Consider the following 18330-nt stretch of genomic DNA (forward strand, 5'->3'; position numbering starts at 1 on the left):
CGGACCGGGGCTTGGGCGGTCCTCCCCCATCAGCGACCGCCTTCACCCCACAGCCGGAACGGCTTGGGGACGCCCCGCGGCCCTGACCGAGAACGACTGCACTGCGGGAGCGAGCGGTGAGCGGAACGTCCGAAGGGCCGGCGCCCGCGGAGGATCTCGGGCGCCCGGCCGTCACGGAGCGTGACGCAGAGGCCGACCGCCCGCACTCCTCTCGCCCCTCATCTGCGCAGGCCGCCTTCGCCGCCGCTCCGCTCGCCATGGCCGTCGTCGACCGCAAGGGATTCGTCCGCTCCGCCAACGAAGCGCTCGCCGCCCTGTTCGGCGGGGACCCCGGGGCACTGGCCGGGCAGGCGGCCGAGGAACTGGTGGACCTGGCGTCCGACACCCGCACCTGGCACGCGTATCGCGATGTCCTGCGCGGCCGGCAGGCCAGGTTGCGCTGCACCCGCCGCCTCAAACATCCCGACGGGCACTCGGTATGGGTCCAGATCACCGTCGCCCCGCTGCCGGACGCCGACGGCGGGGGTGCGGTGCTGCTCTCGGTCCGGGACATCAGCGTCCGCCGCGAACTCCAGGCGCGGCTGCGCCATCTGCAGATGCACGACCCGGTGACCCGGCTGCCCAACCGGACCCTCTTCTTCGAGCGCCTTTCGGGTGCTCTGGACCCGGGGCCGTACGAGGAGGGCGGCGCCGGGCGGATCGGGCTGTGCTATCTCGACCTCGACGGGTTCAAGGCGGTCAACGACACGCTCGGCCACCGGGTCGGCGACCGGCTGCTGGCGGCCGTCGCGGAACGCCTCACGCGCTGCGCCGACGAGGCCGGTTACGCGCGGGCCGCCACACCCCTCGTCGCCAGGCTCGGCGGCGACGAGTTCGCGCTGCTGGTGGAGGACTCGACCGGCACGGAACAACTCGCCGACCTGGCCGAGTCGGTGCTGAAGGCCGTGCAGGAACCGTTCGACCTGTCGGGGCAGCGGCTGTCCGTGTCGGCGTCCATCGGCGTAGTCGAGCGGCGAACGTCGGAGACCACCGCAACGGGGCTGATGCAGGCCGCGGACACCACGCTGTACTGGGCCAAGGCGGACGGCAAGGCGCGCTGGACGCTCTTCGACCCCGAGCGCAACGCCCACCGGATGACCCGCCAGGCGCTGTCCTCCACGCTGCGTCCCGCCGTCGACCGGGGTGAATTCGCCCTGGAGTACCAGCCGTTGGTGGGCATGGAGGACGGGGAGCTGCACGGGGTCGAGGCGCTGGTGCGCTGGCATCACCCGCAGTTCGGAACGTTGACGCCGAATCGGTTCATCGGACTGGCGGAGGAGGACGGCTCGATCGTCCAGCTCGGCCGCTGGGTGCTGCGCACCGCCTGCCGCCAGGCCCGGCGGTGGCAGCTGGAGCACCCGGGTGTGCCGCCGGTCTTCGTGAGCGTCAACGTGGCGGTGCGCCAGGTCTGGGACTCCGACCTGGTCGCCGATGTCGGGGACATCCTCGCGGAGACGGGCCTGGCTCCGCGTCTGCTGCAGCTGGAGCTCACCGAGTCCGCCGTGATGGGCTCCGCGGGACGGCCGCTGCAGGCCCTCCAGGCCCTGAGCGACATGGGCGTGCGGATCGCCATCGACGACTTCGGCACCGGGTACTCGAACCTCGCGTATCTCAGCCGACTGCCCGTGTCCGTGCTCAAGCTGGACGGGTCCTTCGTACGGGGATTCCGGTACGACGACGGCACGCATCCCAACCCCGCCGACGAGGTCATCGTCGAGGCCCTGGTGCAGCTGGCCCATCGGCTGGGGCTGACGGTCACCGCGGAGTGCGTGGAGACCTCCGGTCAGGCGACTCGGCTGCGGCGTATCGGGTGCGATACGGGGCAGGGGTGGCTGTACTCGCGGCCGGTGGCGCCGGATCGCATCTCGGAGCTGCTGGCCGGCGCCGGCGCGTAATAGCCCCCGCGCGCCTCAGGCGCGCGGCATCCCGTACGCGTCCGCGATCAGCTCGTACGAACGCACCCGCACATCCCCGCCGTGCGCGTTCGCCGTGATCATCAGTTCGTCGGCGCCGGTGCGCTTCTGGAGGTCGTCCAGGCCGGTGCGGACCTGATCGGCGGTGCCGTGGACGACGTTCGCGTTCCAGCTGTCGATGAAGTCGCGTTCGAGGGAGCTGAAGGCGTACGCCTCCGCCTCCTCCGGGGTCGGGACCAGGCCGGGGCGGCCGGTACGCAGCCGGACCATGTTCAGGGCCGCGGCGAGCACCTGGCGGCGGGCCTCCTTCTCGTCGTCCGTGGCCAGCGCCGAGACGCCGATCAGGGCGTACGGGGCGTCCAGGACCTCGGAGGGCTGGAACGACTCGCGGTACAGGTCGAGCGCCGGCAGCGTGTTCTGAGCCGAGAAGTGGTGCGCGAAGGCGAAAGGCAGGCCGAGGACGCCGGCCAGCCGCGCGCTGAAGCCCGAGGAGCCGAGCAGCCAGATCGGGGGCCGGTGCGGGGACTGCACGCCGCCGGGCGACGTGGCCTGTACCGGGCCCGGAACGGCGTGGATGCGGGCGTACCGGTGGCCGTCCGGGAAGTCGTCGTCCAGGAAACGGGTCAGCTCGGCGAGTTGCTGGGGGAAGTCGTCGGCACCCTCGGGGAGCCGGTCCGAGCGGCGCAGGGCTGCGGCCGTCGCGCCGTCCGTACCGGGCGCGCGGCCCAGGCCCAGGTCGATACGGCCCGGGGCCATCGCCTCCAGGGTGCCGAACTGCTCGGCGATGACGAGGGGCGCGTGGTTCGGGAGCATGACGCCGCCCGAGCCCAGGCGGACACGGTCCGTGTGGGCCGCCAGGTGGGCGAGGATCACGGCGGGCGAGGACGAGGCGACGCCGGGCATCGAGTGGTGCTCGGCCACCCAGTAGCGGTGGAATCCGCGGGTCTCCGCGAGGCGGGACAGGTCGACGCTGGTGCGGAGGGCGTCGGTGGCGGTGCGGCCCGCGCCGACGGTGACCAGGTCCAGCACGGACAGCGGCACCGGGGCCGTGCCCTGGGCCTTTCCGCGGATATCGTCTCGGGCCTCGTTGGGGTCGTCCGCTGCCACGGTGGGTCCTTCCTGTCCGTACGTCGCGTGGGGCGGGTCGTACTAACAGGAGGGGAGCTCCGGTTATTCCCTGGCCCCGGCGCTACCCCCTCACCTGCACGATCGGTTCCTTCGTGAACAGTGCGCCGAGCGCCGGAGCGTTCACGCGGCGGGAGACCAGGCGCAGGGCCTCCCAGACCGTGACCTGGTTGGCGGTGAGGACCGGCTTGCCGAGTTCCTCTTCCAGGTCGCGGATGTGAGCTGCCGTGTGCAGGGCCGTGTCGGGGAGCAGGACGGCCTCCGCGTCCGGATGGTCGCCGGTCCGGGCCAGCTCCCGGACCTCGTCGCGGCCCCACGTGCCGACCTCGGCCGCCGTGATGATGCCGCTGCCGCGCACCGAGACGACCTCGGTGCCGGCGTCCTTCAGGAACGCGGCGAAGTGTGCGGCCACATCGTCCGGGTACGTCGCCGCGACCGCGACGCGTCCCGCACCCACCTCCGGTACGGCATGGGCGAACGCGAACGACGTGCTGGACGCGGGAAGGCCCGCCGCCATCGCCAGCGACCGCACCTGTTCCTGGGCGCCCTCCCAGCCGCGGACGAAGCTGCCGCTGGTGCACGCCCACACCACCGCCTCGGCGCCGGACAGTCGCAGCTCCTCCACCCCGGCCGCGAGCCGCTCCGGCGACCCCATCTCCAGCAGGGCGTCGACGCGGTGAGCGTCCTCGCCGATGTCCGTGTGGATCACCGCGAGCCGGATGTCGCTGCCCAGCAGCTGCTCGATGCGCGGGTAGTCGTCCTCGGCGGAGTGGCCCGGGTACAGGAATCCGAGTGCGGTCACGTCCAGCCTCCTTCGCTGGGAAGCCCCCTGGCGTCAGGGCAAGGGGGGAGGTCCGTCGGGCAGAGCAGGGGGGTCGAGCTGAGCCGCGCCCGGCCTCGCGCCGGGATCGATCAGCGCCTGGTACGGCCCCACGGCACGCGTACCCAGACGACGCAGGGCCGACCACATCGTCACCTGGTTGGCCGAGATCACCGGTATCCGCAGCTCGGCCTCCAGCTGGGGGATCACGTCGTACGTCGGAAGATTCGTACAGCTGATGAAGAGCGCGTCCGCCGCTCCCCGTACAGCATGCCTCGCCATGGCGACCACGTCGCGGTAGGGCACCTTCCAGATGTGCCGGGTCAGGCCCAGGCAGGCCCGGCCCGTCACCTGCACGCCCGCCTCGGCCAGATACTCCTCCAGAGCCCTGGTCACCGACACCGTGTACGGGGTGACCAGCGCGATGCGCCGGGCCTGAAGCTCGTCCAGCGCCTCGAGCAGCGCACCCGATGTGGTCAGCGCGGGGAGCTCCTCCTCGGCCGTGGCGCGTGTCATCGCCTCGCACATGGCGCGCTCACCCGCGATGCCGCCCACGAAGCTGCCCGACGTGCAGGCGTAGGCGAGGACCTCCGGCTCGGCGGCGCTCAGCGCCCGGACCGCCTCCCCCAGCGTCTCGTGCTCGCTGACCAGCCGCGCCAGGTCGAGACTGACCTCGACGGGCACGTACGGCGTACGGGTGAGATGCAGCGACACGTCGTCGGGGACCCATCGCCACAGCTCGCGGTCGAGCGCGAAGTCGAAGGGTGCGACGACGCCGACACCGCGTTGCGGGCGGGGGCCGCCCAGGAAGGAGACGTCCATAACCAGGCCCCTGTTCACTGAAGGTGAGCAGTTGTGCTGAGGAAGGGCCGGCCGTCGGCCGGAAGGAGGAGCGGGAGCCGGCTCATGCCGGGACGTCGGGACTGAGGATCCGTGCCGGGGAGCCGGTACACGGGGTGCAGGACCGGACAGCCGGCGCCGGGCCTGTGTTGACGAAGGTAGGTTCGGGTGCCAGCGTGGTCAATCCGCACATCTCCCACGACCCCGGCCACGGCCCCATGACCGGCAATCCATCCAGAGAAGCGGACCGGCATTGCGAAACGGTTTCCCCCCGATGTCCGAAGTAACCCTTCTTGTCCTGGACGCGGAGCCACCGCCGCGGCTGGGACGGCTGACCGGACGGGCCCGCGTCATTCATGCCGACGAGGCATCACTGGCCAAGCAACTTCCGGACGCCGACGTGCTGTTGGTGTGGGACTTCACCTCGCACGCGGTACGCCGCGCCTGGCCCGGCGACGGGCCGCGGCCGCGCTGGGTGCACACCGCGAGCGCGGGCGTGGACCATGTGCTCTGCCCGGAACTCGTCGCGTCCGACACCGTCGTGACGAACGCGCGCGGCATCTTCGACCAGCCGATCGCCGAGTACGTGGCCGCTCTCGTCCTGGCCATGGCCAAGGATCTCCCGCGGACGTGGGACCTGCAACGGGAGCGCGAGTGGCGCCACCGTGAAACACAGCGGGTGGCGGGCACGCGCGCGTGCGTGGTCGGTTCCGGCCCGATCGGGCGGGCGATCGAGAGGACGCTGAAGGCGCTGGGCGTGATGACGGCCCTGGTGGGCCGCACTCCGCGGACCGGTATCCACGGCCCGGAGGACCTGGACCGGCTGATCGCGCGCGCCGACTGGGTGGTGTGCGCGGCACCGCTCACGGACGAGACACGCGGCATGTTCGACGAGCGGCGGTTCGGCGTGATGCAGCCCTCTGCGCGGTTCATCAACGTGGGCCGTGGGGCACTCGTCGTCGAGAAGGACCTGGCCCAGGCGCTGTCGAAGCGGTGGCTCGCGGGCGCCGCGCTCGATGTCTTCGAACACGAGCCGCTGCCGCCCGACAACCCGCTGTGGGACGCCCCCGGGCTGCTCGTATCGCCGCACATGAGCGGCGACACGATCGGCTGGCGGGACGACCTCGGAACTCAGTTCGTCGAGCTGTTCGAGCGGTGGGAGGCGGGGAGGCCTCTGCTGAACGTGGTGGACAAGAAACGTGGGTATGTACCGGGGCGTTGATCAAGCCTTCTGTCCGTCGTCACGCACTCCGTCCATCGTTACGCACTGCCCATCGCCGCCCGTCGCCACCGACCCTGGGAGAGCGCATGACCGAGCTCACCGACCTGACCGCGGCACAGCTCGTCGACGGCTACCGCAAGGGGGAGTTCAGCCCCGTCGACGCCACGCGCGCGGCACTGCGGCGCATCGAGGAGACGGAGCCCGCGGTCAACGCCTTCGTACGTGTGGACGCGGACGACGCGCTCGCGCGGGCCGAGGAGTCCACGCGGCGCTGGGTGCGCGGCGAACCGGCCGGTCTCGTGGACGGCGTACCGGTCTCCGTGAAGGACATCCTGCTGCTGCGCGGCGGCCCCACGCTGCGCGGATCGCGGACGGTTCGCCCCGAGGGCGTCTGGGACGAGGACGCCCCGTCGGTGGCGCGGCTGCGGGAGCACGGCGCGGTCTTCCTGGGCAAGACGACGACGCCCGAGTTCGGCTGGAAGGGCGTCACGGACTCGCCGCTGTCCGGCGTGACCCGCAATCCGTACGACACCTCGCGCACCGCGGGCGGCTCCAGCGGCGGCAGCGCGGCGGCCGTGGCGCTCGGCGCGGGGCCGCTGTCGCTGGGCACGGACGGGGGCGGCAGTGTCCGTATCCCCGCGGCGTTCTGCGGGATCTTCGCGCTGAAGCCGACGTACGGGCGGGTGCCGCTGTATCCCGCGAGCGCCTTCGGGACGCTGTCACACGTCGGGCCGATGACCCGCGACGCGGCGGACGCGGCGCTGATGATGGATGTGATCAGTGGTCCCGACTGGCGCGACTGGTCGCAGCTGGGACAGGCCCCGGGCAGTTTCCAGGACACGCTCGGCGGCGGGGTGCGCGGGCTGCGCGTCGCGTACTCGCCTTCGCTCGGCGGCCAGGTCGCGGTGCAGCCGGCCGTCGCGGCCGCGGTCCGGCGAGCGGTGGCACGGCTCGCGGAGCTGGGGGCGTACGTCGAGGAGACCGACCCCGACTTCACCGAGCCGGTGGAGGCTTTCCACACCCTGTGGTTCAGCGGGGCCGCGCGGGTCGCCCAGAAACTGCACGCCGCCCAACGGGAGTTGCTGGACCCGGGGCTGCAGGAGATCTGCAGGTACGGGGCCGGGTACAGCGCGCTCGACTATCTGGCGGCCGTGGACGTGCGGATGGACCTCGGGCGGCGGATGGGGCACTTCCACGAGACGTACGACCTGCTGGTCACCCCGACGTTGCCGCTGACCGCTTTCGAGGCGGGCGTCGAGGTGCCGGCCCGGTCCGGCCACCGCCGCTGGACCGGGTGGACGCCCTTCACCTATCCCTTCAACCTGACGCAGCAGCCTGCGGCGTCCGTGCCGGTGGGCCTGGACGGTTCCGGGCTGCCGGTGGGGCTGCAGATCGTGGCTGCGCGGCACGAGGACGCAGTGGTTCTGCGGGCGGCGCATGCGCTGTACGAGGCGGGCGCCGCCGGGGTGGCGCCGCCCGCCCTGTAGGAGCTAAGCGGTGCCGGGGAAGTGCGGGTGCGTTCCCGCGTCGTCCGGTGCGTGCTCTCGGCGTGCCGGACGAAGGCCCTCGTAGCGGAGCTACTTGGGCCTTTGGCCGGTGCGGCGAGTGGGGGCACCTCCCACGCCCTTAAGGCAGTGGGGGAGCGTGCCGGGCGGCGTGGGGGCGTGCCTGAACTTCCCCGGGGCCGCTTAGAGCCGGCGGAACGACAGCGTCTCCCCCAGCGCTCCCCCGCGCCACAAGTCGTTGCACGCCTCCGCCATCCGGTCCAGGCCCTCCACCACCTGCCCCCACACGATCCCCGGCACCCACCCCACATCGCCGTTGAGCAACAGGTTGTTGCGCTCGTAGAACAGCGCCAGGTCGACGACCGTCGTGCCGGCCCGGACATCGGCGCCGGGCTCGTATCCGTAGGCCTGAGTGCCCAGTTCGGTACCGGAGAAGGAGAAGTAGCAGAGGTCGCCGGGGATGGGGGTCACTGTCGGGTTCTCGAGTGGGGGTTCCTGGGCGGCGAAGGCCGGGAAGAGGGCATAGATCTCGTTCCGGGCGTACTTCGCGTGATAGACGTCGCCGCCGAGCGGCAGCGCGTCCCACACCGCCGCGCACGTGACCGGGGCTCGGTCGTCGAGCAGCTTCGCCGTGCAGCGAACTCCCCGTTTCTCGAGGGAGACTTCGATGAAGCGATCCGTGCGGTCCACCAATCGTTCCGTGCGATTCACGCCATTCGTGCGATCCGTCATGAACCCATCGTCCCCATGAGGTCAAGACCGCTTCTCACGGCACGCACATGTCCTGGTCAAAGATCACGGGCGCAAACTCGTCCGAATACTTCGCATGTTCTCGGGTAGCCGCGCGCCCATGGCTCCGACAAGACGAGACCGACAAGAACAACGTGGTGTGGGGCGACGCGCCCTGCTCGCGGGTACCGCCGCGCTCGGCGCCGCGGCCGCCGTGGGAGGCGCCGCGGGCTGCAGCCGGGTGCAGGAGGGAGACTCGCTGGAGCGGCTCCGCTCGCAGGGCACGGTGCGGCTCGGCATCGCGGGCGAGATCCCGTTCGGATACATCGGCAAGGACGGTGAGTTCACCGGCGAGGCGCCGGAACTGGCCAAAGTGATCTTCAAGCGGCTCGGCATCGACAGCGTCCAGCCCGTCGCCACCGAGTTCGGCTCCCTCATACCGGGCCTCAACTCGCAGCAGTTCGATGTCGTCTCGGCCGGGATGTACATCAACAAGGAGCGCTGCCAGCAGGTCATCTTCTCCGACCCCGAGTACCAGATGCTCGACGCGTTCATCGTGCGCAAGGGGAATCCGAAGAACCTGCACTCGTACGAGGATGTGGTCAAGGCCAAGGCCAGGTTCGCGACCGGCACCGGCTATGCCGAGATCGGGTACGCGACCGCCGCGGGCTACCCCGAGAAGGACATCATCATCCTGCAGGACCAGGTGGCCGGGCTGAACGCCGTCGAGTCGGGCCGCGCCGACGTCTTCGCGGGCACCGCGCTCACCGTCCGGGAAGTGGTCAAGAAGAGCCGCAGGGCAGAGGCCACCGAGGCCTTCGCCCCGCTCGTCGACGGCAAGAAGAAGATCGACGGCGGCGGCTTCGCCTTCCGTCCCGTGGACACCGAGCTGCGCGACGCCTTCAACCAGGAGATCCACAAGATGAAGGCGAGCGGTGAACTCTTCCGCATCCTGCGGCCCTTCGGATTCACCGAGAAGGAAATGACCAAGATGACGGCGAAGGAGCTCTGCGCCGTATGACCACCGGACTGTGGCAACACTGGGTCCTTCCGGGCATCTGGATCACGATCCAACTGACCCTCTACAGCGCGGCACTGGCCACCGTCGTCGCCTTCGCCGTCGGCGCGGCCCGCACCCACCGGTCGAGGTTCGTCCGGTTCCTCGCGGGCTTCTACACCGAGGTCTTCCGCGGCACGTCGGCCCTGGTGCTGATGTTCTGGATGTTCTTCGTGCTGCCGCCGCTCGCGGGCTGGCAGCTGGTCCCGATGTGGGCGGCCGTCCTCGCCCTCGGCCTGTCGTACGGTGCGTACGGCGCGGAGGTCGTACGCGGGGCGCTCAACGCGGTGGCACCGGCTCAGCGCGAGGCGGGGGTCGCGCTCAGCTTCACCCCGTGGCAGCGGATGCGGCTGATCATGCTGCCGCAGGCCGTGCCCGAGATGATCCCGCCGTTCAGCAATCTGCTGATCGAGCTACTCAAGGGCACCGCGCTGGTGTCCCTGCTGGGCGTCGGGGACGTGTCCTTCGCCGCCTATCTGGTGCGCCTGGCCACCCTGGAGAGCGCGCAGATCTACACGATCTCGCTCGTCATCTACTTCGTACTCGCCTTCGTCCTCACCCGAGGCATGCGGGCGCTGGAGCGCAAAGCCAAGGCCGGGATCGGACAGACCCCGCCGAAGAAGATCCTCATCACGCAGAAGCTCGGGCTGCGCCAGCAGACCGAGATGTCGCGTGACTGGTCCAGCACCGGAGGTGCCTCATGAACTGGGACTGGTCGGCCGTCGCCGATTTCATGCCGGCGTTCTGGGACGGTGTCCTCACCACCCTCCAGGCCCTGGTGCTCGGCTCGCTCATCTCCTTCACCCTGGGCCTGGTCTGGGCGATCGCCTTCCGCGCTCCGGCGCGCTTCATACGGTGGCCCGTGGGGCTGATCACCGAGTTCATCCGCAACACGCCACTGCTGGTGCAGCTGTTCTTCCTGTTCTTCGTGCTGCCTGAGTGGGGAATCCAGTTCTCCGCGCTGACCACCGGCATCGTCGCGATCGGTCTGCACTACTCGACGTACACCGCGCAGGTCTACCGCGCAGGCATCGAGGCGGTGCCGGTCGGCCAGTGGGAGGCGGCGACCGCGCTCAGCCTCCCGGGGCGCCGCACCTGGTTCGCGGTGATCCTGCCGCAGGCCTTCCGCCGGGTGGTCCCCGCGCTCGGCAACTACGTGATCTCGATGCTGAAGGACACGCCTTTGCTCATGTCGATCGGCGTGCTGGAGATGCTCCAGCAGGCTCGGCTGCAGGGCGCCTCGACCTTCCAGTACACCGAGCCGCTGACCGTCGTCGGCCTCGCTTTCATCGTCATCGCCTACCCGGCTTCTCTTCTCCTCCGAGCCCTGGAGCGACGCCTTGTCCGCTGACACGAACCCCATAGAGAACGACCTTGCCAACCCGCCGGTGGACGGCAGCGAGCTGATCCGCTTCGACAAGGTCACCAAGCGCTTCGGCGCCAACACCGTCCTCGACGAGCTCGACTTCTCCGTCGCCTCCGGCAAGCACGTCACGCTGATCGGCCCGTCCGGCTCCGGCAAGACGACGATCCTGCGGCTGCTGATGACCCTGACCCGCCCGGACGAGGGCACGATCAAGGTCAACGGCGACTACCTCACGCACGAGGACAAGAACGGCAGGCTGGTCCCGGCCGGCGAGAAGCACATCCGCGAGGTCCGCAAGAACATCGGGATGGTCTTCCAGCAGTTCAACCTCTTCCCGAACATGAAGGTGCTCCGCAACATCACCGAGGCGCCGGTCACCGTCCTCGGCCTGTCGAAGGACGAGGCGGAGGAGCGCGCCCGCGAGCTGCTCGACATGGTCGGCCTCGCCGACCGCTGCGACGCGTACCCGACACAGCTGTCCGGCGGACAGCAGCAGCGCGTCGCGATAGCCCGCGCGCTCGCGATGCGCCCGCAGGTGCTGCTGCTCGACGAGGTGACCTCGGCCCTCGACCCGGAACTGGTAGCCGGAGTCCTGGACGTCCTGCGCGATATCGCCCGCACCACGGACATCACCATGCTCTGCGTCACCCACGAGATGAACTTCGCTCGGGACATTTCCGACCAGGTATTGATGTTCGACTCCGGCCGTGTCATCGAATCCGGGACCCCCGAAAAGATCTTCGGTGATCCTGAGCAGGAGAGGACGAGGGAATTTCTCAGCGCCGTCCTGTGAGATCTCGGTGATCATCAACGGCAACCCCCGAGGCCGGAGCGCCGGGTCATGACTCTGGCATATGCCAGCGTGGCGCGTTCCTGCTGAGAGGCATGGAACGCGCCACGCATCTCATCAACAACCGGTCCACGAGGGCCGGTTGGCGGCTATCGTGGTACGGAGCCCAGCTGTCCGGAACAGGCCCATAGCAGGGGGAACGCCGTGGCGCTGAAGCACGAACCGACCGTGCCGCCCCACTCGGTGCAGCACACCTTGCGTCTACTGGAGATCATCTCCCGGCGCGGTACCGGCGTGTCCCACGCCGAGCTCGCACGGGACACGGGGCTGCCCGCCGAGCGACTTGCACCTCTGCTGCGAATACTGTGCCGCGAGGGGTACATCGAGCGGATGACGGACGGCGCGTACAACGCGGGCGACGCCCTGACCAGGCTGAGCTCCGCACAGGGCCGTGACCAGGCCCTGCGTGACAAGCTCCAGGACACCCTGGACAGGCTGCGCGACTCGGTGGGCGCCGCGGTCTATTTCAGCCGGTACGTCGACGGGGAGATCCGTGTCACACAGTGCGCGGACAGTCCCCGCACGCCCAAGGTCAACGAGTGGGTGGACTTCCGCTCCGCCGCGCACGCCAGCGCGATCGGCAAGTCCCTGCTCGGCCAGCTCGACCTGAACGGCCGCCGCGATCACCTCTCCCGCCACAAGATGGCGCGGCTCACGTCGCGGACGATCACCAACGAGCGTGTCCTGCTCAACAGGCTCGACTCCCAGCCGCCCACGGTGCCGGTGCTCGACCTGCAGGAATACGCGGTGGGTACGGTCTGCGCGGCCGTCCCGGTCACGGCCGGCTCGGCCGTCGGCTGCCTCGCCCTCTCCCTCCCGATCGAGCACGCGTACCGGCTGCGCCAGGCCGCGGACACACTCAACCGGGAGGCGGCACCGGTGGTGCTGTCGTTGGCGATCTAGTGCCCCGGCAGGCAACGTTTGCCCGTCGCGACGGGGCGAACGTTGCCTGTTGGGGCACTAGCTGCCGTCGGTCTGTTGGCGCCGGGGTTGCGGGGCTCCGGAGACGGGGGATCTTGCGCCGGCCGCCGTGGTCATGAGCACCCCTCGGGACCAGGTAGTATTTTCTTTGTCAGCAGGCGCCGCTAGCTCAGTTGGTTAGAGCAGCTGACTCTTAATCAGCGGGTCCGGGGTTCGAGTCCCTGGCGGCGCACTAGCGATTAGGTCGCTGACCTGGGCGTTCTCGGTTTCCGAGGGCGCCCTTTCGCGTTTCTTGATCGTGGGTGGGGCTGGGATCGGACCAGGCCCGCAACCAGCCGGACATGCCCTCGGCGGGGACGAAGACGTTGCTGGCAAAGGTGAGCGGCAGAACCAGGATGGTCATCAGGCCCTGCACGGAACCCGGGTCTTGGCCACCATCCCGAGCCACACCGACATCCAGGCGCTGACACGGCTGTCAGGCGCGCTGACAGGAGGTACGAAGGCTGTCAGGAGACAGGGAAATCACAGGTCAAGACGGTCAGGCCCGGCAGGGCGTGATCTTCACGGTCCACGCCCCGGAGGGCGACCGGCCCACCACCTGGATCCAGGTCCGCTCACCCGGCACCTTGAACGTCTCGCCGACCCGTACCGGAGCGTCCGCGAGCGGCGGGTACACCGACTCGTCCCAGCAGGCCCTGTTTCATCCGACGTTCGTCCCTCCACGCCCATCCGCCCGCTGACGCTCCTTCGGCTGCCGGACACCGTGCCGTCACGCGGGGCGGGAACGCTCCTGGCGTCCCCTTGCCCCGCCTCACACCCGTCCGCCGCGCAGCGCGCCGGCGCGACACCGAAGGACGACGTGCCCTGTGTCCCCGCTCCAGCTCGACGAGCTTCCACGAACGCAGTGCGCCCCCGACTCTTCCCCCTCCGTGGCACGCCGGGTCCGCCGGGCGCTGTGTCTGCTCCCGCTCCTGCTGATCGGGGTATGGACGGCGGCCCATTGGCGCGTGGTGCACGACGGCGCCGCTCGGCTGACCTCTGCCGATCCCAGGTGGCTGCTGACCGGGGCCGTCTTCACCTGCCTGTGCTGGGCGGCCGCCTCGTGCATCCGGCAGGGAGCCGTCCCGGAACGGCTTCCGCCGGGGCTTCTGCTGGCGTCACAGTTCGCCGCGGGGGCTGCCAACCACGTACTTCCGGCGGGCCTCGGCGCCCATGCCGTCACCCTGCGCTTTCTGCAGGGCCGCGGCATACCCCTCGCGCGGGCCACCGCCTCGCTCGCCTTGTACTCACTGGTCAAACCGATCGCAGGGATGCTGCTGATCCTCACGCTCCTTGCCGCCTTCCCGGGCGCGTTGCGCCTTGGTGAGCTCATCCCGGGCGAGCGGGCGTTGCTCCTGGCCATCGGGTGCCTGATCGCCGGCCTCGCCGGGGCAGCCCTGCTCGTCACGGCCATACGTCCGCTGCGCCGCCTGATCCTCGGATTCGTACGCACAGCCCTGACCGACGCGCGGCTCCTGCACACCCGGCCCAGGCGCATCCTCGCCCTGTGGGGTGGTGCGGCCGCCTTTCCCCTGCTCCAGGCGAGCGTGGTCGCCTCGGTCGGGGCCTCGCTCGGCCTGCCGCTGCCGTGGGCGCATGTGGCCCTCGCGTATCTCGCCGCCAGCGCCGCGGCCGGGGCCATACCCACGCCAGGCGGCATCGGCTCGGTGGATGCGGCGCTGGTGCTCACCCTCTCCGCGTTCGGCGCGCCGGTGGCCCTGGCGACGGCGACCGTCATCGGCTACCGCGTCCTGACGGTCTGGCTGCCCCTGCTGCCGGGCGCACTCGTGCTCACTGCCCTCGTGCGCGGCAAGGTGTTGTGACCCGCACGAGCTGCTCCAGACACACGTAGGGGAGCCTCCGCAGGTCGCGGTGATCTTGGCGGGTGGGCGGTGGAAGCCGCGCTCAACGGTCTCCAGCACACCAGGCCTCGGCGGGCGCTCCTTGCGCGCGGTTCGTTTCGCAGTTGTTCACGTATGTGCGACAGCCTGGTACGTCGGTGCGATTACGTCAGCTGAATGAGAGTGGCGTAGGGTATCGACGCATTTAACTGCCCGATCTGGTACGCGTGTTGATGTTGACGGGCAGCCTGCGGAGCGTCGGCGTGTGTGTCCGTACTGGCTGATCGAGAGGACTCCGATGCCTGAACCGACCTATGCAGCGCGCCCGGCCGCCGGTCAGCCGGCGGCCGCGGCCCCGAAACGGAAGAGGCACGGCAGGCCTCCGGCCCAGGAACCAGCACCGGATTCCGCCACGCGTTCCCGTTTCCTTCGCCTGGCCGTCCTCCCTGTGGCCGCCCTCGCGGTGGTCTCCATTGCCGTCGTCGTCATCGTCCTGCTCATGCAGGAGGGCACCGCCGACGCCGCCACCTGGGGCGTTCTGGCCGCCGCCGCGGTTCTCGGCTGCAGCTGTGTGGCCGGCGCCGTAGTCGCGGCGAATGCCGAGGCCCGAGGGACGTCGCGCCGGTACGCGGCCCTGCAGCGCCTTGCTGCCGGGGGCCAGGCGGACCTGCAGGAGATGCTGCACCGCCTGGCGCGCGGAGAGCGGATCGAACAGCCTGCGTTCGCTCGTCCCGGCCCGCTCGAGGCGGGACCTCTCGACCGCCTCGCTCACGAGATCGCTCTCCTGAGGTCGCACGCCACCGCGGCTCTCATACAGGTGGCGCAGCCCGCCGTGCCCACCTCGGAGGGCGAAGGAAGGGAGAGGGCCGAGGTATTCGCCAATCTGGCCCGACGGCTGCAGTCTCTGGTGCATCGCGCGATCGGGGAGATCGACGACCTCGAGCACGAGGTCGAGGACCCCGAGCTGCTCAAGCGCCTCTTCCAGGTCGATCACCTGCTGACGCGGAACCGGCGCTATGCGGAGAATCTCGCGGTGCTCGGAGGCGCCGTCTCACGCCGCCAGTGGAGCAGCCCGGTGAGTCTCATGGAGGTACTCAGGTCCTCGATCGCCGAGGTCGAGCAGTACTCCCGGGTCAAGCTCGTGCCGGAGATCGAGGGAACCCTCCACGGCCACGCCGTCGCCGACGTCATTCACCTGCTGGCCGAACTGGTCGAGAACGCCACGGTGTTCTCCAAGCCGCACACGAACGTGCTGCTCAGTTCCCAAAGGGTCGCCGCCGGGCTGGCCGTGGAGGTCGAGGACCGTGGCCTCGGCATGCCGCCCGAGGACCAGGGGCGGGTCAACGCGCTGCTCGCCAACCCCAACGACGTCGACGTCAGCAGGCTGCTCGCCGACGGCCGTATCGGCCTGTTCGTGGTCGCCGAGCTGGCCCGTCGGCATGGCATCGCGGTGCAGCTGCGACGGAACATCTACGGCGGCGTCCAGGCCGTTGTCGTCATCCCGCACCGGCTCCTCGGTGATGAGGATGAACCTGTCGCGCCGCGTCCTGCGACAGTTGACATGCCCCGGCACACCACGGCGGTCCCCGCCCAGCGTTCTGCCGTCCAGGCGGCACCCGCGGCCCAGCCTTTGGCCGCTCCCCCAGCGGTTGCGCAGCCGCTGCCCGAGGTCCGGCGTGTGACCATGTCGCCGCACGTACCGCAGCACCAGCCCCGGACCGCCGAGGCGGCCCCGCCGCGCGACTACGGTTCCGCGCACCACGTCGACGCCCAGGACGGGCGACCGGAGCTGCCGAGGCGCAACGCGCAGCAGCACCTGGTCCCGCAGCTCATGGACACCCCCGGCACTCGTACGCCGGGGGGCGAGGACGACGTGGAGCCCAGCATGCGCAACTGGACTGCTTTCACGGGGGGCTTCAATCGTGCCGAGGGCGCGGACGAGAGTCCGTCCGACGGCTCCCGCTAGCCGCAGGCTCCGTCACTAACAGGAGAAGAACGTCACCAATGAGCGATATCCGTACCGCGGGCCAGGAAGATCTCGACTGGCTCCTCCAGAACTTGATCAATACGGTGCCCGGCACCCGGCACGCCTTGCTGTTGTCCTCTGACGGGCTGAAGAAGGCCGCTGTGGGCCTCCACGACGACGATGCGGACAGCCTGGCTGCCATCGCGTCCGGACTTTCGTCGCTCGGCAAGGGCGTCGCAGGCCGGTTCGGGGGCGGCGGCGAGGTGCGGCAGGTCATCGTGGAGGTCAGCACGGCACTGCTGTTCGTATGCTCAGCGGGCTCCGGCGCGGTCCTGGCTGTGCTCGCCGGGACGGAGACTCACGCCGACACGTTGGGGTACGAGATGGCGATGCTGATCAAGAAAGCCCGCAAGCACCTTGCCACGCCCGCCCGTCGACCGGCGAACGTGTCGTTCGATGCCGGGTTCTGAGGACGCGGACGCGCGGGACGGCATGTGGCTGGACGCAGAGGCCGGCCGTCTGGTCCGGCCCTACACCGTCAGCGGCGGCCGAACCCGCCCCAAGGCGCACTTTGATCTTCTCACCCTCGTGATGGCCACCGGCAGCAGGCCGAAGTCCTATCTCGGCCCCGACCATGACCAGATCCTCGACCTGTGCCGTGCCGAGCCCGTCTCGGTGGCCGAGTTGGCCGCCCACATCGGGCAGCCTGCCGTCATCACGAAAGTCCTTGTCAGCGACCTCGCTGAGCACAAGGCGCTCATCACGCGGGCGCCCCATGCCATCGAGGCGGCAATCCCAACCGACCGAGAGACCCTGGAGGCGGTGCTGCGTGGCCTTCGCAAGCGGCTCTGACCCCTTCCCCACAGCCCTCAAGATCCTTATCGCGGGCGGCTTCGGGGTGGGTAAGACCACCTTTGTCGGAGCGGTCAGCGAGATCACCCCGCTGAGCACCGAGGAGCTGCTGACCACGGTCAGCGCGGCGACCGACAGCCTGGAGGGCGTCGAGGACAAGTCGACCACCACGGTGGCGATGGACTTCGGCCGCATCACCCTCGACAAAGCGGTCCTCTACCTGTTCGGCACACCGGGCCAGGAGCGGTTCTGGTTCATGTGGGACGAGCTGTCGAACGGGGCCCTCGGCGCCGTGGTGCTCGCCGACACCCGCAGGCTCGACCACTGCTTCGCCGCCGTCGACTACTTCGAGCGCCGCTCCATACCTTTCGTCGTGGCGGTCAACGAGTGGGACAACGCCTACCGCTACAGCCCCGACGAGGTTCGCGCCGCGCTCGACCTCAGGGGAGACGTGCCCATCGTGATGTGCGACGCCCGGATCTCCAGCTCGGGCACCCGCGTGCTGGTGGAACTCGTACAGCACGTGCTCAGCAGCTCCGTTCCCGCGCCGCCGGCGGCGGAGCCCCACTTGCAGTGACCCCAGCTCAGCTCATCGCAGCGCAGCCGAATACCGCAGTCGAACGGAGTTCCCATGTCCACTCCTGAGCCCTACGCCCCATATGACCCGAGCAACCGGCTCGCCACCCCCCAGGACCCCCACGCTGCCGCACGCGTCGCCAGGCTGCGGGAGATCGGAATCGGTGACGCCCCCATCCCGGAGTTCGACGAATTCGCCAAGAGCCTGGCCCATATAACGGGCGCTCCCTACGCCATGGTCAACTTCATCGACGACAACCGCCAGTACTTCGCCGGGCTCTACACCCAGGAGCCCGACCAGACGGGCGTGGAGCTCCCTCAACACGCCGAACCGGGCCGGGAGATGCCGAAGGATCACGGCTGGTGCCCGCACGTCGTCACGCGCCGCAAGGCGATGCCACTGGGTGACGTCTGCGCCTATCCGAGGTTCGCGGGCAATCCGGTCATCGACAAACTGGGTATCCGCGCGTATTTGGGTACGCCCCTGATCGACACTCGCACCGGCATCACGCTCGGCACGATCTGCGTGGTGGACACCGAGACTCGGGACTGGGGGCAGGAGGGTGTGGAGACGATCAAGGGTATGGCGGAGCAACTGGTTCGCCGGATTCACGACATCGAGGACGGCCGGCCCTGAGCAGGCGTGGGCGCGCCTCTGCGAGGGCGCCT

The 18330-nt window shown here is 69.9% G+C and carries 18 protein-coding genes, 1 tRNA gene and 1 pseudogene; 15 read left to right on the forward strand and 5 right to left on the reverse strand.

Features of this window, described 5'->3' with window-relative positions; translation table 11 throughout:
* Positions 1-116 precede the first annotated feature (116 nt).
* Positions 117-1934, forward strand: a complete 1818-nt coding sequence (locus ACSMXV_RS16565; RefSeq protein WP_473178368.1) for a putative bifunctional diguanylate cyclase/phosphodiesterase — start codon at positions 117-119, stop codon at positions 1932-1934.
* A gap of 15 nt (positions 1935-1949) precedes the next feature.
* On the opposite strand, the gene ACSMXV_RS16570 is transcribed toward ACSMXV_RS16565, so the two are convergent.
* From ACSMXV_RS16570 to ACSMXV_RS16580, 3 genes are all read right to left on the reverse strand, one after another.
* The gene (locus ACSMXV_RS16570; protein ID WP_473178369.1) at positions 1950-3059 is read right to left on the reverse strand and encodes an LLM class flavin-dependent oxidoreductase; all 1110 of its coding nucleotides are present in this window, start codon (positions 3057-3059) and stop codon (positions 1950-1952) included.
* 82 nt (positions 3060-3141) lie between these two features.
* Positions 3142-3879, reverse strand: a complete 738-nt coding sequence (locus tag ACSMXV_RS16575; protein ID WP_473178370.1) for a maleate cis-trans isomerase family protein — start codon at positions 3877-3879, stop codon at positions 3142-3144.
* A 33-nt stretch (positions 3880-3912) separates the two neighbouring features.
* Entirely contained in the window at positions 3913-4719 is an 807-nt protein-coding gene (locus tag ACSMXV_RS16580) for a maleate cis-trans isomerase family protein (RefSeq protein ID WP_473178371.1), read from the reverse strand.
* A gap of 292 nt (positions 4720-5011) precedes the next feature.
* On the opposite strand from ACSMXV_RS16580, the gene ACSMXV_RS16585 reads away from it, so the two are divergent.
* On the forward strand, positions 5012-5959 hold the full coding sequence (locus ACSMXV_RS16585; RefSeq protein WP_473178372.1) for a D-2-hydroxyacid dehydrogenase: 948 nt from the start codon (positions 5012-5014) through the stop codon (positions 5957-5959).
* A gap of 86 nt (positions 5960-6045) precedes the next feature.
* Positions 6046-7446, forward strand: a complete 1401-nt coding sequence (locus ACSMXV_RS16590; protein WP_473178373.1) for an amidase — start codon at positions 6046-6048, stop codon at positions 7444-7446.
* A 201-nt stretch (positions 7447-7647) separates the two neighbouring features.
* Here ACSMXV_RS16590 and ACSMXV_RS16595 read toward each other — a convergent pair whose 3' ends face one another.
* On the reverse strand, positions 7648-8196 hold the full coding sequence (locus ACSMXV_RS16595) for a DUF3830 family protein (RefSeq protein WP_181660701.1): 549 nt from the start codon (positions 8194-8196) through the stop codon (positions 7648-7650).
* Between the two features lie 118 nt (positions 8197-8314).
* On the opposite strand from ACSMXV_RS16595, the gene ehuB reads away from it, so the two are divergent.
* From ehuB to ACSMXV_RS16625, 6 genes are all read left to right on the forward strand, one after another.
* Entirely contained in the window at positions 8315-9214 is a 900-nt protein-coding gene (gene ehuB, locus ACSMXV_RS16600; protein ID WP_473178374.1) for an ectoine/hydroxyectoine ABC transporter substrate-binding protein EhuB, read from the forward strand.
* Entirely contained in the window at positions 9211-9954 is a 744-nt protein-coding gene (gene ehuC / locus ACSMXV_RS16605) for an ectoine/hydroxyectoine ABC transporter permease subunit EhuC (protein WP_473178375.1), read from the forward strand. The genes ehuB and ehuC overlap by 4 nt, the downstream gene beginning before the upstream one ends.
* Positions 9951-10601, forward strand: a complete 651-nt coding sequence (gene ehuD / locus ACSMXV_RS16610) for an ectoine/hydroxyectoine ABC transporter permease subunit EhuD (protein WP_473178376.1) — start codon at positions 9951-9953, stop codon at positions 10599-10601. Before ehuC ends, ehuD begins: the two co-directional genes overlap by 4 nt.
* A complete protein-coding gene (gene ehuA / locus ACSMXV_RS16615) occupies positions 10591-11409 on the forward strand; it encodes an ectoine/hydroxyectoine ABC transporter ATP-binding protein EhuA (RefSeq protein WP_473178377.1) in 819 nt (272 codons plus the stop codon). The genes ehuD and ehuA overlap by 11 nt, the downstream gene beginning before the upstream one ends.
* A 201-nt stretch (positions 11410-11610) precedes the next feature.
* Entirely contained in the window at positions 11611-12369 is a 759-nt protein-coding gene (locus ACSMXV_RS16620; protein ID WP_473178378.1) for an IclR family transcriptional regulator, read from the forward strand.
* 176 nt (positions 12370-12545) lie between these two features.
* Positions 12546-12619 (forward strand) — tRNA-Lys (locus ACSMXV_RS16625).
* 306 nt (positions 12620-12925) lie between these two features.
* Here the strand turns inward: ACSMXV_RS16625 and ACSMXV_RS16630 are convergent.
* A pseudogene (locus tag ACSMXV_RS16630) lies at positions 12926-13081 on the reverse strand (M6 family metalloprotease domain-containing protein); the annotation flags it as partial.
* A gap of 235 nt (positions 13082-13316) precedes the next feature.
* On the opposite strand from ACSMXV_RS16630, the gene ACSMXV_RS16635 reads away from it, so the two are divergent.
* The 6 genes from ACSMXV_RS16635 to ACSMXV_RS16660 all read left to right on the forward strand — a co-directional run bounded on the left by ACSMXV_RS16635 (position 13317) and on the right by ACSMXV_RS16660 (position 18298).
* Positions 13317-14249, forward strand: coding sequence for a lysylphosphatidylglycerol synthase transmembrane domain-containing protein (locus tag ACSMXV_RS16635; protein ID WP_473178379.1), 933 nt, complete (start codon positions 13317-13319; stop codon positions 14247-14249).
* A 466-nt stretch (positions 14250-14715) separates the two neighbouring features.
* The gene (locus ACSMXV_RS16640) at positions 14716-16233 is read left to right on the forward strand and encodes a sensor histidine kinase (protein WP_473178380.1); all 1518 of its coding nucleotides are present in this window, start codon (positions 14716-14718) and stop codon (positions 16231-16233) included.
* A gap of 38 nt (positions 16234-16271) precedes the next feature.
* Complete coding sequence (locus ACSMXV_RS16645) at positions 16272-16703, forward strand: roadblock/LC7 domain-containing protein (protein WP_473178381.1); 432 nt, start codon at positions 16272-16274, stop codon at positions 16701-16703.
* On the forward strand, positions 16690-17085 hold the full coding sequence (locus ACSMXV_RS16650) for a DUF742 domain-containing protein (protein ID WP_473178382.1): 396 nt from the start codon (positions 16690-16692) through the stop codon (positions 17083-17085). Before ACSMXV_RS16645 ends, ACSMXV_RS16650 begins: the two co-directional genes overlap by 14 nt.
* A complete protein-coding gene (locus tag ACSMXV_RS16655) occupies positions 17063-17662 on the forward strand; it encodes a GTP-binding protein (protein ID WP_473178383.1) in 600 nt (199 codons plus the stop codon). The genes ACSMXV_RS16650 and ACSMXV_RS16655 overlap by 23 nt, the downstream gene beginning before the upstream one ends.
* A 54-nt stretch (positions 17663-17716) precedes the next feature.
* A complete protein-coding gene (locus tag ACSMXV_RS16660; protein ID WP_473178384.1) occupies positions 17717-18298 on the forward strand; it encodes a GAF domain-containing protein in 582 nt (193 codons plus the stop codon).
* Positions 18299-18330 lie beyond the last annotated feature (32 nt).

It is taken from the genome of Streptomyces sp. DSM 42067 (assembly GCF_055792885.1).